Origin of the sequence: Microbacterium sp. NPDC078428 (genome assembly GCF_044542535.1) — a bacterium.
In the GTDB taxonomy this organism is placed as follows: domain Bacteria; phylum Actinomycetota; class Actinomycetes; order Actinomycetales; family Microbacteriaceae; genus Microbacterium; species Microbacterium limosum.
Map to the genome: position 1 here is coordinate 441965 of NZ_JBITUP010000001.1, position 23071 is coordinate 465035.

At 71.8% G+C, this 23071-nt stretch carries 23 protein-coding genes and 1 pseudogene; 16 read left to right on the forward strand and 8 right to left on the reverse strand.

The annotated features are described in order from the left end of the window. Positions 1–2 precede the first annotated feature (2 nt). Positions 3–1424 (forward strand): dihydrolipoyl dehydrogenase family protein, encoded by a 1422-nt coding sequence (locus tag ACIGCK_RS02105; RefSeq protein WP_396663416.1) that lies wholly within the window; start codon positions 3–5, stop codon positions 1422–1424. A 19-nt stretch (positions 1425–1443) separates the two neighbouring features. Here the strand turns inward: ACIGCK_RS02105 and ACIGCK_RS02110 are convergent, their stop codons facing one another. Further along, the gene (locus tag ACIGCK_RS02110) at positions 1444–3522 is read right to left on the reverse strand and encodes an NAD(+) synthase (protein ID WP_396663418.1); all 2079 of its coding nucleotides are present in this window, start codon (positions 3520–3522) and stop codon (positions 1444–1446) included. Between the two features lie 62 nt (positions 3523–3584). Between ACIGCK_RS02110 and ACIGCK_RS02115 the strand changes: the two genes are divergently transcribed. Further along, the gene (locus ACIGCK_RS02115) at positions 3585–7082 is read left to right on the forward strand and encodes a TM0106 family RecB-like putative nuclease (RefSeq protein WP_396663420.1); all 3498 of its coding nucleotides are present in this window, start codon (positions 3585–3587) and stop codon (positions 7080–7082) included. On the opposite strand, the gene upp is transcribed toward ACIGCK_RS02115, so the two are convergent. Further along, a complete protein-coding gene (gene upp, locus ACIGCK_RS02120; protein ID WP_396663422.1) occupies positions 7067–7699 on the reverse strand; it encodes a uracil phosphoribosyltransferase in 633 nt (210 codons plus the stop codon). The genes ACIGCK_RS02115 and upp overlap by 16 nt on opposite strands. Before the next feature lie 34 nt (positions 7700–7733). On the opposite strand from upp, the gene ACIGCK_RS02125 reads away from it, so the two are divergent. Next, a complete protein-coding gene (locus tag ACIGCK_RS02125; protein ID WP_396663423.1) occupies positions 7734–8201 on the forward strand; it encodes a nucleoside deaminase in 468 nt (155 codons plus the stop codon). Between the two features lie 6 nt (positions 8202–8207). Here ACIGCK_RS02125 and ACIGCK_RS02130 read toward each other — a convergent pair whose 3' ends face one another. Beyond that, entirely contained in the window at positions 8208–9320 is a 1113-nt protein-coding gene (locus ACIGCK_RS02130) for an alpha/beta fold hydrolase (RefSeq protein ID WP_396663992.1), read from the reverse strand. 84 nt (positions 9321–9404) lie between these two features. On the opposite strand from ACIGCK_RS02130, the gene proC reads away from it, so the two are divergent. The 3 genes and pseudogenes from proC to ACIGCK_RS02145 form a co-directional block, all read left to right on the forward strand. Beyond that, a complete protein-coding gene (proC, locus tag ACIGCK_RS02135; RefSeq protein WP_396663425.1) occupies positions 9405–10247 on the forward strand; it encodes a pyrroline-5-carboxylate reductase in 843 nt (280 codons plus the stop codon). Positions 10248–10430: 183 nt separating this feature from the next. Further along, positions 10431–11681: a TrkH family potassium uptake protein gene (locus ACIGCK_RS02140; protein WP_396663994.1), complete on the forward strand. Its 1251-nt coding sequence runs from the start codon at positions 10431–10433 to the stop codon at positions 11679–11681. Then, positions 11674–11787 (forward strand): annotated as a pseudogene (locus tag ACIGCK_RS02145) (TrkA family potassium uptake protein); the annotation flags it as partial. The gene ACIGCK_RS02140 and the pseudogene ACIGCK_RS02145, both read left to right, overlap by 8 nt. A gap of 39 nt (positions 11788–11826) precedes the next feature. Here the strand turns inward: ACIGCK_RS02145 and ACIGCK_RS02150 are convergent. Continuing rightward, positions 11827–12771 carry a helix-turn-helix transcriptional regulator gene (locus ACIGCK_RS02150; protein WP_396663427.1) on the reverse strand — a complete coding sequence of 315 codons (945 nt, stop codon included), beginning with the start codon at positions 12769–12771 and terminating at the stop codon, positions 11827–11829. Between the two features lie 114 nt (positions 12772–12885). Between ACIGCK_RS02150 and ACIGCK_RS02155 the strand changes: the two genes are divergently transcribed. After that, positions 12886–13584, forward strand: coding sequence for an alpha/beta hydrolase (locus ACIGCK_RS02155; RefSeq protein ID WP_396663429.1), 699 nt, complete (start codon positions 12886–12888; stop codon positions 13582–13584). 18 nt (positions 13585–13602) lie between these two features. On the opposite strand, the gene ACIGCK_RS02160 is transcribed toward ACIGCK_RS02155, so the two are convergent. Both ACIGCK_RS02160 and ACIGCK_RS02165 read right to left on the reverse strand, forming a co-directional pair. Next, on the reverse strand, positions 13603–14274 hold the full coding sequence (locus tag ACIGCK_RS02160) for a potassium channel family protein (protein ID WP_396663430.1): 672 nt from the start codon (positions 14272–14274) through the stop codon (positions 13603–13605). After that, positions 14267–15706: a TrkH family potassium uptake protein gene (locus tag ACIGCK_RS02165; protein WP_396663431.1), complete on the reverse strand. Its 1440-nt coding sequence runs from the start codon at positions 15704–15706 to the stop codon at positions 14267–14269. Before ACIGCK_RS02165 ends, ACIGCK_RS02160 begins: the two co-directional genes overlap by 8 nt. 67 nt (positions 15707–15773) lie before the next feature. On the opposite strand from ACIGCK_RS02165, the gene ACIGCK_RS02170 reads away from it, so the two are divergent. The 6 genes from ACIGCK_RS02170 (at position 15774) to ACIGCK_RS02195 (ending at position 19053) form a co-directional block, all read left to right on the forward strand. Continuing rightward, positions 15774–16184, forward strand: coding sequence for an ArsR/SmtB family transcription factor (locus ACIGCK_RS02170; RefSeq protein ID WP_396663432.1), 411 nt, complete (start codon positions 15774–15776; stop codon positions 16182–16184). Between the two features lie 118 nt (positions 16185–16302). Beyond that, positions 16303–16494, forward strand: a complete 192-nt coding sequence (locus tag ACIGCK_RS02175; RefSeq protein ID WP_330171171.1) for a helix-turn-helix domain-containing protein — start codon at positions 16303–16305, stop codon at positions 16492–16494. A gap of 93 nt (positions 16495–16587) precedes the next feature. After that, positions 16588–16686 (forward strand): 30S ribosomal protein bS22, encoded by a 99-nt coding sequence (locus tag ACIGCK_RS02180; protein ID WP_003792170.1) that lies wholly within the window; start codon positions 16588–16590, stop codon positions 16684–16686. Between the two features lie 109 nt (positions 16687–16795). Further along, entirely contained in the window at positions 16796–17077 is a 282-nt protein-coding gene (locus ACIGCK_RS02185; RefSeq protein ID WP_330171172.1) for a metal-sensitive transcriptional regulator, read from the forward strand. Further along, positions 17064–18791: an FAD-dependent oxidoreductase gene (locus ACIGCK_RS02190; RefSeq protein ID WP_396663434.1), complete on the forward strand. Its 1728-nt coding sequence runs from the start codon at positions 17064–17066 to the stop codon at positions 18789–18791. Before ACIGCK_RS02185 ends, ACIGCK_RS02190 begins: the two co-directional genes overlap by 14 nt. Beyond that, a complete protein-coding gene (locus ACIGCK_RS02195; RefSeq protein WP_396663435.1) occupies positions 18760–19053 on the forward strand; it encodes a rhodanese-like domain-containing protein in 294 nt (97 codons plus the stop codon). Before ACIGCK_RS02190 ends, ACIGCK_RS02195 begins: the two co-directional genes overlap by 32 nt. Here ACIGCK_RS02195 and ACIGCK_RS02200 read toward each other — a convergent pair. After that, positions 19035–20243 (reverse strand): mechanosensitive ion channel family protein, encoded by a 1209-nt coding sequence (locus ACIGCK_RS02200; RefSeq protein WP_396663436.1) that lies wholly within the window; start codon positions 20241–20243, stop codon positions 19035–19037. The genes ACIGCK_RS02195 and ACIGCK_RS02200 overlap by 19 nt on opposite strands. Before the next feature lie 92 nt (positions 20244–20335). Between ACIGCK_RS02200 and ACIGCK_RS02205 the strand changes: the two genes are divergently transcribed. Beyond that, positions 20336–20620: a glutaredoxin family protein gene (locus tag ACIGCK_RS02205; RefSeq protein WP_396663437.1), complete on the forward strand. Its 285-nt coding sequence runs from the start codon at positions 20336–20338 to the stop codon at positions 20618–20620. Next, entirely contained in the window at positions 20617–20919 is a 303-nt protein-coding gene (locus ACIGCK_RS02210) for a Dabb family protein (protein WP_396663439.1), read from the forward strand. Before ACIGCK_RS02205 ends, ACIGCK_RS02210 begins: the two co-directional genes overlap by 4 nt. Before the next feature lie 14 nt (positions 20920–20933). On the opposite strand, the gene aspS is transcribed toward ACIGCK_RS02210, so the two are convergent. After that, positions 20934–22277, reverse strand: coding sequence for an aspartate--tRNA(Asn) ligase (gene aspS, locus ACIGCK_RS02215; protein ID WP_396663441.1), 1344 nt, complete (start codon positions 22275–22277; stop codon positions 20934–20936). Between the two features lie 84 nt (positions 22278–22361). Here aspS and ACIGCK_RS02220 point away from each other — a divergent pair, with 84 nt between their 5' ends. Further along, on the forward strand, positions 22362–23027 hold the full coding sequence (locus ACIGCK_RS02220) for a DedA family protein (RefSeq protein WP_396663442.1): 666 nt from the start codon (positions 22362–22364) through the stop codon (positions 23025–23027). Positions 23028–23071: the final 44 nt, after the last annotated feature.

Here is a 23071-nt window from a genome sequence, read left to right on the forward strand (position 1 = left end):
GGATGAGCGCACGCGAGTACGACGTCATCGTGATCGGTGCCGGCGCCGTCGGCGAGAACGTCGCCGACAGCGCCGTGCAGGGCGGCCTGTCGACGGTCATCGTCGAGGCGGAGCTGGTCGGCGGCGAGTGCTCCTACTGGGCCTGCATGCCCTCGAAGGTGCTGCTGCGCAGCGCCGCCGCCCTCCGAGCCGCACGCGCGGTGGACGGTGCCGCTCAGGCCGTGACGGGAGACGTCGACGTCGCCGCCGTGCTGCGGCGCCGCGACAGCTTCACCCACGACTGGAACGACTCCTCGCAGGTCGAATGGCTGAACGGCGCGGGCATCGATCTCGTCCGCGGCCACGGGCGCCTGACGGGCGAGCGAACGGTGCGGGTCGAGCAGGAGGACGGCTCGGTCGATCTCTCCGCCCGGCACGCCGTCGTCGTCGCGACGGGGTCCGCCGCGCTGCTTCCCCCGATCCCGGGCCTCATCGACGTCGACCCCTGGACCAGCCGCGACGCGACGAGCGTGAGCGAGCCCCCGGCATCCCTCGCGATCCTGGGGGCCGGCGTCGTGGGCGTCGAGATGGCCACGGCGTTCTCCGGATTCGGCACGCGCGTCACCCTGATCGCGCGGTCGGGGCTGCTCGGCACCGTCGAGCCGTTCGCGGGGGAGCTCGTGACGGAGGCGCTCCGCGAGCAGGGCGTCGAGATCCGCACCGGCGCCGGGGTGGACGCGGCGCGCCGCGACGAGGCGGGCGTCGTGCTCTCCCTCTCGGACGGCGGCGAGGTGCGCGCGGACGAGGTGCTCGTCGCGACCGGTCGCGTTCCGCACACGGGCGACCTGGGCCTGGAGAGCGTCGGCCTCGAGGCCGGCGACTGGCTCACGACCGACGACACCCTGCGTGTCGGGGGCTTCGAGTGGCTCTACGCGGTGGGCGATGTCACCCACCGCGCGCTCCTGACCCACCAGGGCAAGTACCAGGCTCGCGCCGCGGGCGATGTCATCGCGGCGCGGGCACGCGGGGGAGCCGTCGACGACGCGCCCTGGGGGGCGCACGTCGCGACGGCGGACCACTCGGCCGTGCCGCAGGTGGTCTTCAGCGATCCCGAGGTCGCCTCGGTCGGGATGACGCTGGCCCAGGCCGAGAAGGCCGGCATCAGGGTCCGCGCGCTCGACTACGACCTCTCCGCGGTCGCCGGCGCCTCGACGCGCAGCGACGACTACCGGGGTCGCGCGCTCGCGGTCGTCGACGAGGACCGCGGGGTGCTCGTCGGCGCCACGTTCGTCGGCCCGGACGTCGCCGAACTGCTGCACGCCGCCACGATCGCCATCGTCGGGGAGGTGCCGATCGACCGGCTGTGGCACGCCGTCCCCGCCTATCCGACCGTCAGCGAGGTGTGGCTGCGGTGGCTCGAGGCCTACAGGCGGCCCGCCCGCTGACCCGGGGCAACGGGCCGGGTCACTCCGACACGAGGTCGGGCAGCGCGCTGCGCAGCTCGTCGAGCCATGCCCGCGCGTTTCCGTCCGAGGGCGCGCGCCAGTCGCCGCGCGGCGAGAGGGAGCCCGCGGGCGACACCTTGGGGCCGTTGGGGATCGCGGAGCGCTTGAACTGCGCGAACGCGAAGTATCGGCGCAGGAACACCTCGAGCCACCGCACGATCGTCGGCAGGTCGTAGCTGTAGCGCTCGTCGTCCGGGAAGCCGGGCGGCCACGCCCCGGCATCCGCGTCGCGCCATGCCTCGTGCGCGATGAACGCGATCTTCGAGGGCCGCATCCCGTAGCGCAGGATGTGGAAGAGGGTGACGTCGTGCAGCGCGTACGGGCCGACCCTGTCCTGGGTCGACTGCATCTTCCCGTCCTCGCCGGCCGGGACCAGCTCGGGCGAGATCTCGGTGTCGAGGACGGACTGCAGCACGGCCGCCTCCGCGGCATCCACGCCCTCACCCGCCGAGATCACCCAGCGGATGAGGTGCTGCACGAGCGTCTTGGGCACACCGGTGTTGACGGCGTAGTGGCTCATCTGGTCGCCGACGCCGTAGGTGGCCCAGCCGAGGGCGAGCTCCGACAGGTCGGACGTGCCGATGACCATGCCGCCGTTCTGGTTGGCCAGACGGAAGAGGAAGTCGGTGCGCAGCCCGGCCTGCACGTTCTCGAAGGTCACGTCGTACACCGGCTCGCCGCCCGAGAACGGGTGGCCGATCTCCGCGAGCATGAGAGCGGCGCTCTCGCGGATGTCGATCGTCTCGATGCTCGCGCCCACCGACTCCGCCAGCGCGATCGCGTTCGACTTCGTGCGGTCGCTCGTGGCGAACCCCGGCATCGTGTAGGCCAGGATGTCGGAGCGCGGTCGCCCCATCCGGTCCATCGCCCGCGCGACGACGAGCAGGGCGTGGGTGGAGTCGAGCCCGCCGCTCACGCCGATGACCGGCTTGGGATCGCCGATGGAGCGCATGCGCTGCACGAGGCCCGAGACCTGGATGTTGAACGCCTCGTAGCAGTCCTGGGCGAGGCGCGCGGGGTCGTCGGGAACGAACGGGAAGCGGTCGATCGGCCGCCGCAGGCCGGTCGCGGAGCGGGGCACCCCCAGCGTGAACGGCACCGTGAAGAACTCGTCGGTGCGCGCGGCGTGCGTGCGACGGTTGTCGTCGAAGGTGCCCTGCCGGGCACGGTCCTGCCGCAGCCGGTCGAGGTCGACGTCGGCGATCGAGTGGCGCGGCCCGTCGGGGAAGCGCTCGGTCTCGGCGAGCAGGTTGCCCGCCTCGTAGATCATCGTCTGCCCGTCCCACGAGACGTCGTTCGTCGATTCGCCCGCGCCGGCCGCGGCGTACGCGTAGGCGGCGAGGCAGCGCAGCGACTGCGACTGGCAGAGGTCGGCGCGGTCCTCGGCCCGCGCGATCGTGATGGGGCTTCCCGAGAGGTTCAGCAGCACGGTCGCGCCCGCGAGCGCCGCCTCCGCGGAGGGCGGGATGGGAACCCACACGTCCTCGCAGACCTCGGCGTGCACGACGAGGCCCGGCACGTCCGTGGCGGAGAACAGCAGCTTGGGCCCGAACGGCGCCTCGAGCCCCGCGACGCGGATCCACCGGGCATCCGGCCCGTCGAGGTCGTCGCCGGGGGCGAACCAGCGCCGCTCGTAGAACTCCCGGTAGGTGGGCAGGTACGACTTGGGGGCGACCCCGAGCAGCTGGCCGCCCTGGATCGCGACGGCGCAGTTGTACACGCGGTTGCGGTGCCGCAGCGGGGCGCCGACGACGAAGAGCGGCGCGAGGTCGGCGGATGCCTCGACGAGCGTCTCGACGGCGGCCTCCACGGCATCCAGCACGGCGTCCTGCAGCACGAGGTCCTCGATGCTGTAGCCGCTGAGGCACAGCTCGGGGAACACCGCGACGGCGACGCCCTCGGCGGCGCACTCGCGCACGGACGCGAGCACCGTCTGCGCGTTCGTACGCGGGTCGGCCAGGGCGAGCGGGATCGTGCAGGCGGCGACGCGGGCGAACCCGTGCCGATACGGGTTGTCGAACGGCAGGCTCTCGGTCACCCGCCCAGTCTTGCATCGATGCCCCGCCGGAGATGTCGGATGCCGCGGCTAGCCTCGAAGCGATGCGATACACACCTCCCACCGCCACGTCGCCCGCCCGCCTGGTCACGAGCGCGAGCGATCTCAAGGCGGCGTCGGAGTGCGAGTTCGCGTGGCTCCGGGCGATCGACGCGAAGCTCGGGCGCACCGCCGCCGTCGAGGACCCCGACGACCCCACGCTCGAGCGCGCCGCGCGCCTCGGAGACCGGCACGAGGAGCGGATGCTCGAGGCCTACCGCGAGCGCTTCGGCGCGTCGGGCGTCGCCGAGATCGAGCGCGCCTCCTCGGCCGACGCGGCGGCGCTCGCCGAGGCCGTCGCCGCCACGGGGCGGGCCCTGCGCTCCGATGCCCGCGTGGTGTTCCAGGCGGCCTTCGCCACCGACGACTTCGTGGGCTTCGCCGACTTCCTCCTCCGCGACCCCGACGGCCGGTGGGTCGTGCAGGACACCAAGCTCGCCCGCCGTGCACGGGTGACCGCGCTCATGCAGCTCGCGGCATACGTCGATCAACTCGATCGACTCGGGGCGCCGCGCGCCGACCGCGTAGAGCTGCTCCTCGGCGACGGCACCACGAGCATCCACGCCGTCGACGACGTGCTTCCCGTGTACCGGCTCCGCCGCGCACGACTGGGCGAGCTCATCGCCGACCGCCGCATCGATCTCGGCGCCGGCGCGGCGGCCGTCGCGTGGGGCGATGACCGCTTCAGCGCGTGCGGGCGCTGCGCGACGTGTCAGATCGAGGTGGAGGCATCCCACGACCTGCTGCTCGTCGCGGGAATGCGGCCGCTGCAGCGCCGGCGCCTGCGCGCGGCGGGGATCGAGACGATCGATCGGCTCGCCGCCGCCGAGGCCGCGCCAGCCGGGATGAACCCCGAGGTCTTCGCCCTGCTGGCGACGCAGGCGCGGCTGCAACTCGAGGCCGATCCCGACGTCGCGCCGCCGTATCGCGTCGTCGAGCCGCGCGCCCTCGCGGCGCTGCCGCCCGCCGACCCCGGCGACCTCTTCTTCGACTTCGAGGGCGACCCGCTCTACACCGAGGGAGCGGGCTCGCAGTGGGGCCTCGACTACCTCTTCGGCTGGGTCGACGACCGCGAGGTGTTCTCCTCGCTGTGGGCGCACTCCTTCGAGGCCGAGAAGGCCGCGCTCGTGCGGTTCCTCGAGATCGTCGCCGCGCAGCGCGCCGCCCACCCCGGCATGCACATCTACCACTACGCCCCGTACGAGACGAGCCACCTGCTCGCGATGGCCGCGCGCTACGGCGTGGGCGAGGCCGAGGTCGACACCCTCCTGCGCGACGGAATCTTCGTCGACCTCTACCCCATCGTGCGGCGGGCGCTCCGGGTCGGGTCGCGTTCGTACTCGATCAAGAAGCTCGAGCCGCTCTACATGGGCGACGAGCACCGCTCGAGCGATGTGCAGCGCGGCGACGAGTCGATCGTGCGGTACGTCGAGGCGCGGGCGCTCGCCGATGGGGGGGACGACGCGGGCGCCGCGCGCATCCTCGACGACATCGCCGACTACAACCGCTACGACTGCGTCTCCACGAGACGCCTGCGCGACTGGCTGCGCGAGCGAGCGGCCGAGAACGGCATCGTCGCCGCCGCCGACCCCGAGGTCGAGGGGGCGGGTTACGCGCCGTCGGTACGGGCGGAGGCGCTGCTGCGTCGCGCCGAGGCGACCGCGGCGGGGCCGGTGCCGTCGGCGGATGCCGCCGCCGACGAGCGCGCGCTGCGCCTGGCCGCAGCGGCGATCGACTACTACCCGCGCGAGGCGAAGTCGTTCTGGGCGGCCCACTTCCTGCGGCTGCGGGAGCCGGTGACGGTGTGGGAGCACACGCGCGACGTCGTCGCCCTCGACCGGGCGCGCAGCGAGGTCGTCGAAGACTGGCACCGCCCCGAGCGGGCGCGCGTGGATCGCCGCGTGCTGCGGCTGCGCGGCGAGCCCGCCCCGGGCACGCGGCTCAAGGCCGGCACCGACCCGTTCGCGGTCTACGAGCTCCCCGCCCCCTTCCCGTTCGAGGCGTCACCGCGGTGGATCCACGCCGACCACCGCGTTCGGGTGATCGAGGAGACCGACGACGGGGCGATCGTGGAGGAGAGCGCGGTCGACGGGATGACGTGGGCCGAGCTCCCCGTCGCCCTCACCCCCGCAGCCCCCCCGCGCGCCGGCAACCAGCAGGCCGCGATCGACGCCTGGGCCGATCGGGTGCTCGAGGAGGGCGACGGCCTGCCGCCGGGGCCAGCCGCCGACATCCTGTGCCGCCGCGCGCCTCGCGGCGTCGGGGGCCTCCCCGAGCCGGGCGCCCCGGTGGATGCGGCCGAGATCGCGCGGGCTCTGCGCGCGCTCGATCGCAGCTACCTGGCCGTGCAGGGCCCGCCGGGCACCGGCAAGACCTACATCGGCTCGCACGTCGTCGAGGCCCTCGTGCGCGAGCACGGGTGGCGCGTGGGCGTCGTGGCCCAGTCGCACGCGGTCGTCGAGCACATGCTCGATCGCATCGTGGATGCCGGGGTCCCCGCCCGGCTCGTCGGCAAGGCCCCCAAAGACGACGCGTCCGAGGTGGCGTTCACGGCGCTGCCGAAGAACGGCGTCGCGGCGTTCGCCGCCGAGAACGCCGCGACCGGCTACGTCCTCGGCGGCACCGCGTGGGACTTCAGCCACGAGGGGCGCGTGCCGCGGGGATCGCTCGATCTCCTCGTCATCGACGAGGCCGGTCAGTTCTCGCTCGCCTCGACGATCGCGGTCTCGCTCGCGGCATCCCGGCTGCTCCTCCTCGGCGACCCGCAGCAGCTGCCGCAGGTGAGCCAGGGCACGCATCCCGAGCCCGTGGACACGTCGGCGCTCGGGTGGCTCATGGACGGCGAGGCGGTGCTGCCGGCCGGGCGCGGCTTCTTCCTGCCCGAGAGCAGGCGGATGCATCCCGCCGTCGCGGAACCCGTGTCGCACCTCGCCTACGCGGGGCGCCTGGCCTCGCATCCCTCGGCCGCCCGCCGCCGCATCGACGGGGTCGAGCCGGGCCTGCACGTCGTCCCGGTCGTGCACCACGAGAACACGACGGCGTCGATCGAGGAGGCCGCCGAGGTCGTGCGTCTCGCACGTTCGGCGATCGGTCGCCCCTACGACGACGGCGCGGGGGAGCGTCCGCTCGCGCCGGAGGACGTCATCGTCGTGGCGCCGTACAACGCCCAGGTCGCGGAGATCCGCCGCGCGCTCGACGCGGCCGGGCTCAGCGGCATCCCCGTCGGCACGGTCGATCTCTTCCAGGGACAGGAGGCGGCCGTGTCGATCCTCAGCCTCGCGGCCTCGAGCGCGCGCGACGCCCCTCGCGGTATTGACTTCCTCCTGCTGGCCAATCGCCTCAACGTGGCGATCTCCCGCGCGAAGGTCGCGGCGTACCTCGTGCACTCCCCTGGTCTGCTCGACGACCTGCCGCATACGCCCGAGGGGGTGGCGCGCCTCAGCGCGTTCAGCCGGCTGGTCGGCGGCGGGCGTGGGCCCGCGGCCCGTCAGACCGTGCCGTAGAGGCGGTCGCCGGCGTCGCCGAGGCCCGGGACGATGTAGCCCTTCTCGTTCAGGCGCTCGTCGATCGCGCCGAGCACGAGGGTCACGTCGCGGCCGTCCACCTGCCTCTCGATCGCGGCGACCCCCTCGGGTGCGCCGAGCAGGCAGATGGCGGTCACGTCCTGCGCACCGCGGCGGAAGAGGAACTCGATCGCGGCACCGAGCGAGCCGCCCGTGGCGAGCATCGGGTCGAGCACGAAGCACTGGCGGTCGCTGAGGTCCTCGGGGAGACGCTCGGCGTACGTCTGCGGCTCGAAGGTCTCCTCGTTGCGCACCATGCCGAGGAATCCGACCTCGGCGGTGGGCAGCAGTGTCACCATGCCCTCGAGCATGCCCAGTCCCGCGCGAAGGATCGGCACGACGATCGGGCGCGGATCGGCGATCCGCACACCCGTCGTCGTCGTGACGGGGGTCTGGATCTCGATCGGCTCGACCCGCACCTGGCGGGTCGCCTCGTACGCGAGCAGGGTGACCAGCTCCGAGGTCAGCTGACGGAACACCGGCGACGAGGTGCGCGCGTCGCGCAGGACCGTCAGCTTGTGGGTGATGAGGGGGTGGTCGGCGACGTGCACACGCATAGGCTCAATCTAACCGTTCCCCTCAGGAGTGCCGATGCCCGCCTTCCCGCCCGACGCCGACGATCGCGGGCTGCGGCGCGCGCTCGAGCTCGCCGGCGAGGCCGCCGCGGCGGGGGAGGTTCCCGTCGGAGCCGTCGTGATGGATGCCGCCGGCCGCGTCGTCGGTGAGGGCCGCAACGAGCGGGAGGGCACGAGCGACCCCACGGCGCACGCGGAGGTGCTCGCGCTGCGCCGGGCCGCGGCATCCACCGGGTCGTGGAACCTCGAGGGCGCGACGCTCGTCGTGACGCTCGAGCCCTGCGTCATGTGCGCCGGCGCCCTGCTGCAGGCCCGCGTCTCGCGCCTCGTCTTCGCCGCGTGGGACGAGAAGGCGGGGGCCGCCGGATCACAGTACGACCTCGTGCGCGATCGGCGGCTGCCGTACCGTGCCGAGGTCGTCGCGGGTGGGCGCGAGGAGGAGTCGCGCGCGCTGCTGCAGCGGTTCTTCGCGCCGAAGCGCTGAACGGCCTCAGTCGGCCGATCGGAGGATGATCGCCTCGGTCGGCGGGGCCGGGTCGGCCGGCATGTCGACGTACCCGATGATCTGCAGGAGCGCCCGGCGCACCTCGGCGGGACGCTCCAGGTGAGCGGAATGGCCGACCCCGTCGAGCGCGAGCTCGCGCACGACGCCGCCGTTCGCGGCGTACCGCGCGAGCACGTCCCGCGTCTGCGAGACCATCGGCTGGGCGGGGGCGACCTCCTCGCCCGGCCATTCGGGAACCACGCCGAGGGCGCCCAGGTGGTTCAGGTCGAAGAACGACGCGTCGGAGACGATCGCGTCGGCCGTGCCGTGCACCCACAGGACGGGGGGCTTGTCGGGGAGGTCGGCGATGCCCGAGACGTCGAAGTGCTTCGGCGCCATCGTGTTGAGCACGCCGATGCCGCCGGGCGCGAAGCCCGGCCAGTTCTCGCTCGAGACGGAGTCGCCGGGGTAGTTGCCCGTCGCCGTCGAGGTGGTGAGCATCGACTCCACCCAGACGTCCTCGTGCTCGCTCGTGTAGCCGGGCGCGACGTAGGAGGTGCGGAACACGCTGCGGGGCGAGGTCTGCGCCTCGTCGGTGGTGTCCTTCGCCGTGAGGCGATCGACGAAGTCGGGGTTGGCGCTGCCGGCGCCGGTGCCCGCGTCGTCGTCGGTGAGGCGGGTGCCGTCGCGCCGGGTGCCGCCGAATCCGTACGGGGAGACCGGCGACTGCAGCGTGAGGCTCAGCGCGGGGTGCTCGAGGGCGTACTGCATGATGACGCCGCCTCCCATCGCCCAGCCGACGAGGTGCGCGGCCGGGATGCCGAGGGCCGTGAGCGTCGCATGCAGGTCGTCGCTGTAGTCCCGCAGCCCGCGGGTGGCGTCGACGGGGGCGTTCTCGGTGCCGCCGAATCCGCGCAGATCCACGGCGATGACGCGCAGGTCGCCCGGCAGGTCCTGCATGATCTCCTGCCAGAGGAGGCTCGAGGCGAGGTTCCCGTGCACGAACACCACGGTGCGCTCGGGCGAGGTCTCGGGGTCGTCGGCCGTGCGCTCGAGGATGTTCACCGCGAGGCTCGGGGTCTCGACCGTGCGAGCGGCGATTCCGTCGAAGAGGGTCATGCGTTCCTCCCGTTCCTGGGGCTGCGGCACCCACACCTGCCGATCCTAGACCCGCGCGGTGAGCCCTTCCTTAGGATGGGGCGCATGAGCGTTCCCGATGCCACCCCGCCGTCCGTCGCGATCCTCGGGGCGGGGTCGATGGGGGGAGCGATCCTCCAGGGCGTCGTCGCCGCGGGCGGTGCGCGCGAGGTCGTCGTGACCAACCGCACCGCCGCCAAGGCGCGCGCGCTCGCGGGGATGCCGGGGCTCACGAGCCTCGCGCTCGAGGACGACCCCACCGCCAACGTCCGGGCCGCCGCCTCCGCCGACATCGTGCTGGTGGGGGTGAAGCCGGCGATGGTGCCCGACCTGCTGCGCGAGATCGCGCCGGCGCTTCGTGCGGGCGCCGTCGTCGTGAGCCTTGCGGCGGGGGTCACGCTGGCGACCTTCGCCCGGGAGCTCGGACCCGACCGCGCCGTCGTGCGCTCGATGCCGAACACCCCCGCGCTCGTCGGCAAGGCCGTCACGGGCCTCGCGGCGGGCGAGCGCGTGAGCGCGACTCAGCGGGCAGCGGTGCGCGCCCTCTTCGAGACCTGCGGCTCGGTCATCGAGGTGCCCGAATCCGACATCGATGCGCTCTCGACGATCTCCGGTTCCGGTCCCGCGTACGTCTTCCTGCTCGTCGAGGCGCTCACCTCCGCCGCCGAGGAGAAGGGCTTCGCGCGGGAGGACGCGAGGAGGATGGCGGAGCAGACGTTCATCGGCGCCGCGGCGCTGCTCGAGGCATCCGGGGAGGACCCGGCCGAGCTGCGCCGACGCGTCACGAGCCCCAAGGGAACGACGGAGCGGGCCGTGACGGTGCTGCAGGAGGCGGACCTCCCGCGCCTGTTCGGCCGCGCCACCGACGCCGCCCTCGCGCGAGCGAGGGAGCTCGCCGCGGGCGGCTGAGCGACGCGCTGCGCGCGCCGTCGCGGGGGCTTGCGCGCCGCCGCGGCAGGCGTAATGTACTCGTTCGTGCCCACACGCATAGCGGCCGCGGGAGAGCGGCTGCGTCGCTCCCGGCGCCTGCACCCCGCCCAAGCCATCGCCGTCGGATTCGCCGGCGCCATCGCCGTCGGCACGGTCGCCCTCATGCTGCCGATCTCCTCCCGGAACGGCGGATGGACCGACGTCTTCGACGCGCTGTTCACGGCGACCTCCGCCGTGTGCGTGACCGGGCTGACGGTCGTCGACACCCCGACGCACTGGAGCGATGTCGGCCTCGTCGTCATCATGGTGCTCATCCAGCTGGGCGGTCTCGGCATCATGCTCTTCGCGTCGCTGATCGGGCTCGCGGTCGCGCGGCGCCTACGGGTGCGCTCGCGGCTGAACGCGGCCGCGGAGGCCAAGGCATCCGGCATCGGCGAGGTGAAGGGCCTGGCGCGGCGCATCCTCACGATCTCCCTCCTCATCGAGGCGGTCGTGTTCGCGTTCCTCTTCCCCCGCTTCGCGCTCGGCTACGGGTACGACATGGGCGAGGCCGCCTGGCATGCGCTGTTCCACGCCGTCTCCTCGTTCAACAACGCCGGTTTCGCGCTCTACAGCGACAACCTCATGGGCTTCGCCGCCGACCCCTGGATCTGCCTGCCCATCTGCGCCGCGGTCATCCTCGGCGGCCTGGGCTTCCCCGTCATCATGCAGCTGCGGCGGGAGCTCCGCCGCCCCCTGCACTGGAGCATGAACACCCGCATCGTCATCTGGGCGACGCTCGTGCTGCTGCTGCTCGGCACGATCTACATCACGCTCCTGGAGTGGGACAACCCCGCCACGCTCGGGGCCTTCGACCCCGCCTCCCGCCTGCTCATCGGGTTCTTCCATTCCGTGCAGACCCGCACGGCGGGGTTCAACTCGGTCGACATAGGTCTCATGCACGACGAGACGTGGGTCGGCATGGACGTCCTCATGATGATCGGCGGGGGCCCGGCGGGCACGGCCGGCGGCATCAAGGTGACGACGTTCGCCGTCCTCTTCTTCATCCTCGTCGCGGAGCTGCGCGGCGAGGGGGCCGTGTCGATCTTCGGCAAGCGGCTCTCCCGCGCCGTGCACCGCGAGGCGATCACGGTCGTGCTCATCGCGCTCGCGGCGGTCATGGCCGGCACCGTATCGCTGATGCTCATCACAGGACAGGCCCTCGACCGCGCCCTGTTCGAGGCGGTGTCCGCGTTCGGCACCGTCGGGCTCTCCACGGGGATCACGTTCGACCTGCCCCCCGCCGCCGAGGTGGTCCTCGTCCTGCTCATGTTCCTCGGCCGCATCGGGCCGCTCACCCTGGGTTCCGCCCTCGCCCTGCGCACGCGCCGCGTTCTCTACGAATACCCCAAGGAAAGGCCCGCCATTGGCTAGGTTCACGATCTTCGGCGACACGTCCCGGCGCATCGCCGAGGCGGACTCCGTGGCCGTCATCGGCCTCGGACGCTTCGGCACCTCGCTGGCTCTCGAGCTGATGGCCACCGATCGCGTCGAGGCGTTCGCGCAGCTGCGCTAGGGATCAGCGGTCGGCGCCCGGCGTCGATCCGAACCGGGCGCGGTACGCGCGGTGGAAGGTGCCCACGTCCCGGAACCCCGACGTGCGGGCGACCCATGCGACCGACCGTGCGGCGTTGGAGGGCGCACTCAGGAGCTCGCGCGCGCGGTCGAGCCGCTCGTCACGCAGCCATGCGGAGAACGTCTGACCCTCGCCCGCGAATGCCGACTGGATCGTGCGCGGAGTGCGCGCGAAGGCGCGCGCGACGGCACCCACGTCGAGCGCGGGATCGCCCAGCCGGGAGCGGGCGTACGCGCGATACGAATCGACCCGTGCCGGCGGGGGAGCGTCCGGGTCGTCCGCGGCGATCGCATCGAGCAACTCGACCGCCGCGGAGGCCATGGATCGCGCCGCAGCGGTCACCCCGGATCGCAGCGCCCGGGAGAGCAGTCCCATCTGGGCGCCGAGCAGCGCACCCGACCGGCTCGCGGCGAGCCGGTCGTCGAGGTCGGGCAGCAGGCTGACCGTCTTCGGGGCCAGCATCCCGCGCGGCACCCGCAGGGACAGCAGGTCGAGTCGCCGTCGAGGATCGACGACGACGCTGAACGGGCGGGCGTTGTCGAGCACGACCGCCGACCCGCCGGCCACCCGGTGCTCGCGCCGGTGCTGGCGCAGGGCCCAGGACCGAGGGCTGTAGTTGACGAAGAGACCGTCATCGGCGACGCGCGCGAGCGAGCCGCGGTCGCGGTGGGCGCTCACTCCCGGGGTGGCGATGATCCCCACCGCGAGGTCGTCGAGTGCGTAGAGGGCGAAATCGGCCGCGAAGGCCCCGCCCGCGGGTCGCTCCGGACGCACGCCGACATACACGTCGGCGATGCTCTCGCAGAAGTGCTCGTAGTCGGGGCCCGGCAGCAGCCCGCGGGTCGTGCCCCGGACGACGGGACCGAGCGGAGCTTCACCGATTGACATGGGATTTCATCGAGCGCCGGTGCTCGATCCTTTCGCGTGTTCCTATCGTGGTGCTCTCAGGGGCGGGATTCAACCGCGACCCGCGCGAGCGCGCATCGATGAAGGAGGACGACGATGTCTGATCGGACCACGATCCTGTTGGTTCACGGAGCATGGCACGGGGCATGGTGCTGGGGGCCCGTGCGGGAGCGTCTCGAGGCGAAGGGGTGGGATGTCGTCGCCATCGACCTGCCCACCGTGCACGCCGCGGACAAGGCGGAGCTGGGCATGGCCGACGACGCCGCCGCCGTCGCCGAGGCGATCGCTTCGATCGAGGGAGGGGTGACGGTCGTCGCCCACTCGTACGGCGGTGTACCCACGACGCAGGGAGCGCTGGATCCCTCCGTGCACCACATCGTCTACATCGCCGCGTTCGTGCTGGACGAGGGGGAGACGCTCCTGGCGAGCGTGGGAGGGGTCGAGCCGGATTGGTGGCACATCGAGGGGCCGCTCGCGACGGCGGGCGACGAGTCCCACCCGTCTCGCGACCTGTTCTTCGGCGATCTCGATCCCGCGCAGGCCGCGTGGGCGAGCGCGCAGCTCGCCTCGCAGTCGGCGAGGGCGTTCCGAGAGCCCCTCACGCGGGTCGCGTGGAGGGACACGCCGAGCACCTACGTCATCACCGAGCAGGACGCGATCTTCCCGGTCGTCGCCCAGGAGGCCCTCGCGGCGCGTTCGGGTTCCGAGGCCCACCGGCTGGCGACGAGCCATTCGCCGTTCCTGTCGCAGCCCGACGCCGTCGTCGACATCATCGAGCGTGCCGCCCGGGTGTGATCCCGGGCGGCCGCCCGCTCAGCGATCGAGGGCGGCGAAGCGCTCGACGTCCTGATTCGTGCCCGAGACGATGATGAGGTCGTGGTTGGTCACGACGGTGTTGGCCTCGGCGTAGCGGAACGGCTTGCCGGGGCTCTTCACCCCGACGACCGTGACGCTGTACTTCGAGCGCACGCCCGATTCGTTCAGGCCCACGCCCCGGATGAACTTCGGCGGGTACATCTTGGCGAGCACGAAGTCATCGTCGAAGCGGATGAAGTCCAGCATCCGCCCGCTGACGAGGTGGGCGACGCGCTCGCCCGCCTCTCGCTCGGGGTAGATCACGTGGTTGGCGCCCACACGGGCGAGGATCTTGCCGTGCGACTGCGACACGGCCTTCGCCCAGATCTGCGGCACCTTGAGGTCGACGAGGTTCGCGGTGATGAGCACGGATGCCTCGATGCTCGACCCGACCGCCACGACCGCTACCTGGAAGTCGGCCGCGCCGATCTGCTTGAGGGCGTCGACGTTGCGCGCATCGGCCTGCACCGTGTGGGTGACCCGTTCCGACCACTTCTGCACGAGGTCGAGGCTCTCGTCGATCGCGAGCACCTCGCGGTCGAGGCGGTCGAGCTCCCCGGCGCACGCGGCGCCGAACCGACCGAGTCCGATCACCAGGACGGGTGCGTCGCCGCGGATCTGCTCAACCAACGATGGGCCTTTCCACGGGCAGCGAGTACAGCTGCGAACGGGATGTCGCGGCCACCGCCGCGGCGAGAGTCACTGTACCAATGCGGCCCATGAAGATCGTCAGCGCCATGACATAGGCGGCGGGGTCGGGCAGCTCGGCGGTGAGTCCGGTCGAGAGCCCGACCGTGCCGAACGCCGAGATGACATCGAACAGGACCTCCTGGATGGGCGCCTTCGTCATCTGCGAGATGGTGATCGTCGACAGTGCGACGATCGTCGCGCCCCACGCGACGACGGAGAGCGCGACCCGCTGCACGTCGCTCGGGATGCGGCGGCCGAAGGCCTCGACCGAGGCGCGCCCCTTCGCCTCGGACCAGACGGCGAGGGCGAGGATGGCGAGCGTCGTGACCTTGATCCCCCCGGCGGTCGAGGCCGAGCCGCCGCCGACGAACATGAGCATCGATCCGACGACGAGGGACGATCCGTACAGCTCGCCGACGTCGACGACGGAGAATCCGCCCGAACGCGTCATCGCCGACAGGAAGAACGCCTGGAACGTGGTGTCCCATGCGTCAAGCGATCCGAAGGTGCCGGGGTTGTCGTATTCGAGCCCGAGGAAGGCGAACGCGCCGGCGACGAACAGCAGCATCGTCGTGATGAGCGTGAGCTTGGTGTGCAGCGACCACTTGCCGACGTGCCACAGGTGCCTCGAGAGCGTGTAGATGACGGGGAAGCCGATGCTGCCCAGGAACACGCCGATCATGAGCACGGTCAGCATGAAGTAGTCGTCGGCGAAGGGGGCGAGGCCGCCAGGGTTGGGGGTGAACCCCGTGTTCGTGAAGGCCATCGCCGCGTAGAAGGGGGCCTCCCAGAGCGCCTCGAGCGCGCCGATGCCCGCCATCAGCAGGGAGGGGTAGAGGAGCAGGGCGAGCACGCCCTCGATCACGAGGGTCGACAGCGCGACGGTCCGGAGAAGCTGGCCGACCTCCCCGAGGCGCACCGTCTGCCCCTCGTTCACGGGGCCGCCGTGGGCGCGCAGGGGGTTCGAGTCGCCGGCGGCGATCAGCTTCGCGCGGAGCCCGAGCCGCTTGGAGATGATCAGCCCGAGGATCGACGCGAGGGTGAGTACACCCATGCCGCCGATGTTGACGCCGACGAAGATGATGACCTTGCCCAGCGGCGACCAGAACGTCGCGATGTCCACGGTCGTCAGCCCCGTCACGCAGATCGTCGATACGGCGGTGAAGAGGGCGTCGGCGAGGGGAGCCCGTGTGCCGGAGGCGGATGCCGCGGGCAGCGAGAGCAGCGCCGTGAAGATCAGGATGAGGCTCGTGAAGACCACGATCGCGAATCGCGCGGGGGACGACGTCGTGAAGTCCCGGAAGAAGTGCCCGAGCTCGCGAAGGCGGCTGCGCCACGCCTCGGCGCGCGCCGAGCGGCGGCTGGTCGCCATGTACCGCCCCCTCACGCCGAAGACGACCTCATGGTACTCCGCGCATGGCGGGGCTAACCTATGGGGCATGGCCGACATCTTCGACGTCATCGCGGACGGCACGCGGCGCGAGATCCTCTCGATCCTCCTCGCGCGTTCCTCGTCAGGGGGGTCCGGCACGTCGGTATCCCAGATCGTGCATGAGCTGGGCGTCAGCCAGCCCACGGTCTCGAAGCACTTGAAGGTGCTGCGCGAGGCGGAGCTCGTGACGGTGCGCGAGGAGGGTCAGCACCGGTACTACAGCCTTCACCACGAGCCGCTCGAACAGGTCGACGATTGGCTGATGCCCTTCCTCGTGGGGGATTCCACCGCCGGCATCCTTTCGGAGCTGGACGCGGCGCTGCCCGAGCCCGCCGCGCAGGCTGCCGACTTCGTCGGACGCGCCGCGGCATCCGCGAAGCACGCCGTGACCTCGGCGCTGCGCAAGTTCGGCAGCTGACGCGCGGCGTCTCACCGGCCCCACGATTCACAGCGGTTTACACGAGACTCGGCCAGCCCCTAGAGTGAGGGCAGCGGCCGCCGTGGGGATCGGCCCACGACGAATGGGGACCGAAATCATGGCCGATCTTCCCGAGGTGCGCTTTCTGACCGTCGCCGAGGTCGCCGACATCATGCGCGTGTCGAAGATGACCGTGTACCGCCTCGTGCACTCGGGCGAGCTGCCCGCCGTGCGCTTCGGGCGGTCGTATCGCGTGCCCGAGCAGGCGGTCACCCAGGCCCTGCAACGGCCGATCGCCGACGTCGGCTAGACTGTCCCGAGGCATTTTCCGCTTTTGCCCGTTCCCGGGCGTGTTCGCGCATGCGCGCGAGGGCGCCCAGACCCCGACTTAGTGAGGTTTTCCGTGGGTTCAGTCATCAAGAAGCGCCGCAAGCGCATGGCGAAGAAGAAGCACCGCAAGCTGCTTCGCAAGACTCGCCACCAGCGCCGCAACAAGAAGTAGCGGCCGGCCCCTCGGGGCCATCCACACCGAGCGCCTGTCCGAAGGACGGGCGCTTCGTGTTGTCCGCGACGAGTTGCCGTGGTACCCCCGGGGGTATATGATCCTCGTCATGACCACAGAGAAGAAAGCGTCGGACGAGCTCCACGTCGACATGACGGGTGTGCTCCCGCGCCTCAAGCGCGCCCATGGCCAGCTGGCGGGAGTCATGGCGATGATCGAGTCGGGCCGCGACTGCAAGGACGTCCTGACGCAGCTCGCCGCCGTGTCGAAGGCGATCGACGGCGCCGGCTTCACCGTGATCTCGAGCGGGCTGGAGCAGTGCATCGCCCGCGGCGAGGCCGGGCAGGCCGACCGTGCCCGGCTCGAGAGGCTGTTCCATGCCTTCGCATGACGCGGCCGAGGCCCCGCGCCGCATCGTCGTGGTGGGCGGGGTCGCCGCGGGGATGAGCTTCGCCGCGCGTGCGCGCCGGCTCGATGAGCGGGCCTCCATCGTCGTGCTCGAGCGCGGCGAGCACGTCTCGTTCGCCAACTGCGGCCTGCCCTACTTCGTGGGCGACGAGATCACCGAGCGGTCGGCTCTGCTCGTGCAGACGCCCGAGAGCCTGCGCCCCGCGCTCGATCTGGACGTGCGCACGGGTCACGACGTGACGGCGATCGACGCGGAGCGGAAGATCGTCGTGGCAACCGCCGCCGGCGAGCGGGCCGAGTTCGAGTACGACGAGCTCATGCTCGCCCCCGGGGCCTTCGCGCTCCGCCCGCCGATCCCCGGTCTCGACGATCCGCGCGTGCGCACCCTGCGCACGGTGGGCGACGCCGCCTGGATGAAGGATGCCGCCGGCTCCGCCCGCCGGGCGGTCGTGCTGGGGGCGGGTTTCATCGGGGTCGAGGCCGCCGAGGCGCTGCGGCACAGGGGGCTCGAGGTCGACATCGTCGAGTTCGCGCCGCACGTGCTGCCACCGCTCGAGACGGAGATGGCGAGCCTCGTCACCGCCGAGCTCCGGCGGCACGGCGTGCGCGTGAACGCGGGTGTCGCGGCATCCGCCGTCGAGGACGCGGGAGACCACGCCATCGTCCGGCTCTCGGACGGACGGGGACTTCCCGCCGATCTCGTGGTGCTCTCGGTCGGGGTGCGCCCCGACACCGCCTTCGCCGAGGCCGCCGGGGTCGCGACCGAGCGCGGTGCGATCGTCGTCGACGAGCACGGCCGCACGAGCGTTCCGCACATCTGGGCCGCCGGCGACGCCGTCGCGAAGACCGACCCCGTCACCGGGGCCCGTCGCCCCGTCGCGCTCGCGGGCCCGGCCAACCGCGAGGGGCGGCTCATCGCCGACGCCATGCTGGGCGAACGAGCGCCCCGCCCCATGGCGGCTCCGCTGGGCACCGCCATCGTGCGCGTGTTCGGTCAGACGGCGGCCCTCACGGGCGCGAACCGGCGGGCGCTGGATGACGCGGGCATCGACCACGAGACGATGCATCTTCACCCCGGCTCGCACGCGGGCTACTTCCCGGGCGCCGAGACGATCCACCTCGTCGTGCACTTCGCTCCGGCGACCGCCGACGAGCCCGGACGGATCTACGGGGCGCAGGCGGTCGGCGCCGACGGCGTCGACAAGCGCATCGACGTGATCGCCACCGCGATGCGCGCGGGCCTCGGCGTGGCCGACCTCATCGATCTCGACCTCTCGTATGCGCCGCCGTACGGCTCGGCCAAGGACCCCGTCAACATGGCGGGCCTGCTCGGGCAGAACGTCGTGGAGGGCGTCACGCGCCTCTGGCAGCCGCAGGATCTGCCCGATGTGCTCGCGAACGCCCTCGTGCTCGACGTGCGGCGCCGGGACGAGTGGGAGACCGGCTTCCTGCCGGGCGCCCTGCACATCCCGCACACCGAGCTGCGCGACCGCCTCGACGAGGTGCGCGAGGCCGCCGCCGGGCGTCCCGTGCGCATCCACTGCGCGTCGGGGGTGCGCTCCTACCTCGCCCACCGCCAGCTCGCCGCGGCGGGCTTCGATTCCGCCACACTGTCCGGGGGGATGCAGACGCTTCTCGCCTACCACGGAAAGGATATCCTGACGTATGAAGTCGATCACCGTTCAGCAGCTGCGTGACCGCGAGGGCGTGCCGCTCATCGACGTCCGCGAGGAGGACGAGTTCGCCGCCGGCCACGTGCCGGGCGCGGTGAACCTGCCGATGTCGCGCATCGGCGACCTGCTCGACCGGCTCCCCGAGGGGCCCTTCGACGTCATCTGCCAGGTGGGCGGCCGCTCGGCGCGTGTCGTGGAGGCGCTCGAGGCGCGCGGCCACGACGCCACGAACGTCGAGGGCGGCACCGGGGCGTGGGTCTCCTCCGGCTACGCCGTGGAGCGCTGATCCCCGGCATCCTCGGCGTCCACTGACCGATCCCCGTCGTCGCGACCACCCGCGACGACGGGGATCGCCTGCGTGAAGCTGCTGCGGCGCTCCTCCGCCTCGGCGCTGCCGGTGAACAGGCCGTCGTTGTCGCCGCGGGGCTCCTCGAGCTGCGGCTCGGTGGACTCGGCCGTCATCATCACGCGCTGCACGGGCAGGGCGGCGGGCATCGTGCGCTGCATCCACGAGACCATCGCCTCGCGCACATAGCAGCGCAGATCGAACAGCGTGCCGGCGTCGGCGGCGGAGACGAGGATGCGCACGCGGACGAGACCCCCCGTCGCCTCCGTCACCTGCAGCACCGACGCACGGTTGTCCCACAGGGCCGTCTCCGCGAGCACCTCGGCGAGGTGCTCCCGCATGCGCGACGGGGAGACCCGCCAGTCCACATCCAGCTCGATCGCCCCCAGCAGCTCGCTGCCCTGCCGGGTCCAGTTCTGGAAGGGCTGCGTCGTGAAGTAGGTGCAGGGAAGCACGAGTCGCCGGTCGTCCCACAGGTCGAGCACGACGTAGCTGAGCGTGATCTCGCCGACGCGGCCCCACTCGCCCTCGACGACGACCACGTCATCCACGCGGAGGGCGTCGCTGAAGACCAGCTGCACCCCCGCGAACATGTTCGCCAGCACCGACTGCGCGGCAAGGCCGGCGACGATGGAGGCGATGCCCGCCGACGCCAGCAGGCTCGCGCCGACGGTGCGCACCGCGGGGAAGGTCAGCAGTGCGGCGCCGATCGCGATGACGACGATGACGGCGATCGCGAGCCGGCGCAGGATGAGCGTCTGGGTGCGGATGCGGCGGGCGACCCGGTTGTCGGGCACGTCGATCCGGTAACGGCCGATGGCCAGGTCGGTGCCGAAGCGCACGAGCGCGACGGCGAGCCACGCGCCGGCGGCGATGACGACCATCGTGAAGATCTGGTCGATCGTGTCGATCCAGTCGCGGTCGGGGAAGGCGAGGCTGAAGGCGATCCACAGCGAGACCAGCAGCAGAAGCGCGCGGAAGGGCCGGCGCGCGTAGCCGATGAGCCGCCTGGGCCAGGACTTCTTGCGCGCGACCAGCCGTACGGCGAACGAGACGGCGGCGGTGATGACGATCGCGACGACGATGCAGACGGCGACGGTGATGGCGAAGCCGAGCCACGGATCGAGCATGGGTCTCCCTTCTGAGGCGGGCGGGTCTGACACGATACGGCGCCCGCCTGAACGTCGGCGCCGCGTGGATATGCCGCGCCTAGAATGGGAGGGTGCCCACGCTCACGCTGATCGGGAAACCCGACTGTCACCTCTGCGATGTCGCGGAGGGCGTGATCGAGCGCGTCCTCGCCGAGCTTCCCGACGAAGCCGCCGACCGCGTCCAGCTGGTGCAGTCGTCGATCCTCGACGATCCCGCCCTGTACGAGCAGTGGTGGGAGAAGATCCCCGTCGTCCTCATCGACGGCGACCTGCACGCCCACTGGCGTGTCGCCCCCGACCGGCTGCGCGATGCATTGCTCGCCGCCGACGACCGATCGAAAGAAGCCACCGCATGAGCCTGCGCCACATCGTCATGTTGACCCTCTCGGCGCAGGACGAGCAGCAGCGCGCTGCCGATGCCGCGGAGATCAAGACGCAGCTCGAGGCCCTCGTGGGCCTGGTCCCCTCCCTCCGGGCGATGTCCGTGGGCGTGAACTCGCTCTACCCCGAGGAGAACTGGGACGTCGTGCTCATCGCCGATTTCGACGACGCCGAGGGGCTCGCCGCCTACGTCACGCATCCCGCCCACGTCGCGGCGGCAGAGGTCATCGCCCGCGTGCGCGGGGACCGCGCCGCCGTCGACTTCGAGGTCTGAGACCCGCTCGACGCCTACGGGGCGAGGCGCGTCGGACCGCGGAAGAGGTACGTGACCTCGCGGATCGACGACTCGCCGAGCAGCAGCATGAGCAGTCGTGCCAGACCCATGCCGAAACCGCCGTGCGGCGGGGCGCCGTACCGGAAGAAGTCGAGGTAGAAGTCGAGGTGCTCGGGGTCGAGCCCCTTCTCCTTCGCCTGCTCGACGAGCACGTCGACGCGGTGCTCGCGCTGCGCGCCCGTCGTGATCTCGACGCCCTTGAACAGCAGGTCGTAGCTCTTGGTGAGGCCGGTCTCGGCGTCGCGCATGTGGTAGAACGCGCGGATCTCGGGGTGGTAGTCGGTGATGAAGACGAACTGGTGGCCGTAGGTCTCCTCGACGTGGGCGGAGATCTGGCGCTCGCCCTCGGGGTCGAGGTCGCCGTCGGTGCGGGGGATCTCGTAGCCGCGGGCCGCGACGATCTCGCGCGCCTCGGCGAGCGGGAGGCGCGGGAACGGAATGGCGGGGACCTGCACCTCGATGCCGAACAGCTCCGCGATCTCGTCGCCATGCTTGTCCTTGACCGCCTGGATCGCGGTCTGCAGCAGCTCCTCCTGCATCCGGGCGACGTCCTCGTGGGAGTCGATCCAGCTGATCTCGGCGTCGATCGAGGTGAACTCGGTCGCGTGGCGGCTCGTGAACGACGGGTCGGCGCGGAAGGCGGGCGCGATCTCGAACACCTTGCCGAAGCCGGCGGACTGCGCCATCTGCTTGAAGAACTGAGGGCTCTGCGCGAGGTACGCCGTCTTGTCCTCGAAGTACTCGAGCGAGAACAGCTCGGCGTTGGACTCCGACGGGCTCGCCATGAGCTTGGGGGAGTGCATCTCGATGTAGTCTCGCTCGACCCAGTAGGAGCGCATCGCGTGCTCGAGGGTCGTCTGCACGCGGAAGATGAGGTTGTTGCGGGCCTGTCTCAGGTCGAGGAAGCGCCAGTCCATGCGCTTGTCCATCGAGGAGTCCGCCGCGATCGGGGTCTCGGGCAGCGCCTCCGCGGCGATCTCGAGCCCGGCGATCTTCACCTCGACGCCGCCGAGCTTGACGCGCTCGTCGTGCTTGAGGTGCCCCCGCACCGTCAGGAAGGTGCCGGTCGCGAGGGCCGAGATGGTCTCGGTCAGGGCGAGCGCGGCGGATGCCCCGGCATCCGCGCCCTCGGCCAGCTCGCGCGTGGCGGGGTTGACCAGCTGCACCGCGCCCGTCTCGTCGCGCAGGATCACGAACTGCACCTTCTTCTGATCCCGGACGGTCTCGACCCACCCGGACACCTCGACGGGGCCGTCGGGAAGGGACTGAAGCTGCTTGACCAGGACGCGTTCGCTCACGAGCGCCCAGTCTACGTGCGCCCCCGCCCGCCCGTTGCGGCGGCTGCTCAGCCGGCGGGGCGGCCGGTCGCGTAGCCTGCGCGCATGGCATCCGACGGCTCCTGGCTCACCGCGCTGATCGACTGGGTGGTCTCGCTCATGGAGATCATCGGACCGATCGGCGCCGGCATCGCCATCGCGCTGGAGAACATCTTCCCGCCGCTGCCCAGCGAGGTGATCCTCCCGCTGGCGGGCCTGACCGCCAGCCGCGGCACGTTCACGCTCTTCGAGGCGCTGTTCTGGACCACGGCCGGATCCGTCGTCGGCGCGCTGCTGCTGTACGGAATCGGCGCCGCCCTCGGCGTGCGCCGCCTCCGGGCCGTCGCGGGGAAGGTGCCCCTCATGCACCCCGAGGACATCGACCGTACGGTGGCGTGGTTCCACCGCCACGGCGGGAAGGCCGTCTTCTTCGGCCGCATGCTCCCGATCTTCCGCAGCCTGATCTCGATCCCCGCGGGGGTGACCCGGATGCCGCTGTGGAAGTTCGGCCTCCTCACGGCGGCCGGCAGCCTGGCCTGGAACACGATCTTCGTGCTCGCCGGCTACCTCCTGGGGGAGTCGTGGCACATCGTCGAGCAGTACGCCGAGATCCTGCAGTACGTCGTGATCGCCGTCGCCGCGGCCGCGGTCGCCTGGTTCGTGTACGTGCGCGTCCGGTCGCTCATCGCCCAGCGCCGCGGCGACGACGACGGCGGTCACGAGCCGGCCTAGGACCCCGTCGCGGTCCCGCGCCCCGACCCGCGTAGCCTGAAGGG

Excerpts from the sequence above, each read along its gene's own strand:
- ACIGCK_RS02105 (WP_396663416.1), top strand. The coding sequence starts at position 3 with ATGAGCGCACGCGAGTACGACGTCATCGTGATCGGTGCCGGCGCCGTC.
- ACIGCK_RS02175 (WP_330171171.1), top strand. The coding sequence starts at position 16,303 with ATGGCCGATCTTCCCGAGGTGCGCTTTCTGACCGTCGCCGAGGTCGCC.
- ACIGCK_RS02210 (WP_396663439.1), top strand. The coding sequence starts at position 20,617 with ATGAGCCTGCGCCACATCGTCATGTTGACCCTCTCGGCGCAGGACGAG.
- ACIGCK_RS02165 (WP_396663431.1), bottom strand. The coding sequence starts at position 15,706 with ATGGCGACCAGCCGCCGCTCGGCGCGCGCCGAGGCGTGGCGCAGCCGC.
- ACIGCK_RS02220 (WP_396663442.1), top strand. The coding sequence starts at position 22,362 with ATGGCATCCGACGGCTCCTGGCTCACCGCGCTGATCGACTGGGTGGTC.
- ACIGCK_RS02185 (WP_330171172.1), top strand. The coding sequence starts at position 16,796 with ATGACCACAGAGAAGAAAGCGTCGGACGAGCTCCACGTCGACATGACG.
- ACIGCK_RS02190 (WP_396663434.1), top strand. The coding sequence starts at position 17,064 with ATGCCTTCGCATGACGCGGCCGAGGCCCCGCGCCGCATCGTCGTGGTG.
- ACIGCK_RS02170 (WP_396663432.1), top strand. The coding sequence starts at position 15,774 with ATGGCCGACATCTTCGACGTCATCGCGGACGGCACGCGGCGCGAGATC.
- upp (WP_396663422.1), bottom strand. The coding sequence starts at position 7,699 with ATGCGTGTGCACGTCGCCGACCACCCCCTCATCACCCACAAGCTGACG.
- ACIGCK_RS02150 (WP_396663427.1), bottom strand. The coding sequence starts at position 12,771 with ATGTCAATCGGTGAAGCTCCGCTCGGTCCCGTCGTCCGGGGCACGACC.
- ACIGCK_RS02195 (WP_396663435.1), top strand. The coding sequence starts at position 18,760 with ATGAAGTCGATCACCGTTCAGCAGCTGCGTGACCGCGAGGGCGTGCCG.
- ACIGCK_RS02155 (WP_396663429.1), top strand. The coding sequence starts at position 12,886 with ATGTCTGATCGGACCACGATCCTGTTGGTTCACGGAGCATGGCACGGG.
- ACIGCK_RS02130 (WP_396663992.1), bottom strand. The coding sequence starts at position 9,320 with ATGACCCTCTTCGACGGAATCGCCGCTCGCACGGTCGAGACCCCGAGC.
- ACIGCK_RS02200 (WP_396663436.1), bottom strand. The coding sequence starts at position 20,243 with ATGCTCGATCCGTGGCTCGGCTTCGCCATCACCGTCGCCGTCTGCATC.
- ACIGCK_RS02125 (WP_396663423.1), top strand. The coding sequence starts at position 7,734 with ATGCCCGCCTTCCCGCCCGACGCCGACGATCGCGGGCTGCGGCGCGCG.
- ACIGCK_RS02115 (WP_396663420.1), top strand. The coding sequence starts at position 3,585 with ATGCGATACACACCTCCCACCGCCACGTCGCCCGCCCGCCTGGTCACG.
- ACIGCK_RS02140 (WP_396663994.1), top strand. The coding sequence starts at position 10,431 with ATGCTGCCGATCTCCTCCCGGAACGGCGGATGGACCGACGTCTTCGAC.
- proC (WP_396663425.1), top strand. The coding sequence starts at position 9,405 with ATGAGCGTTCCCGATGCCACCCCGCCGTCCGTCGCGATCCTCGGGGCG.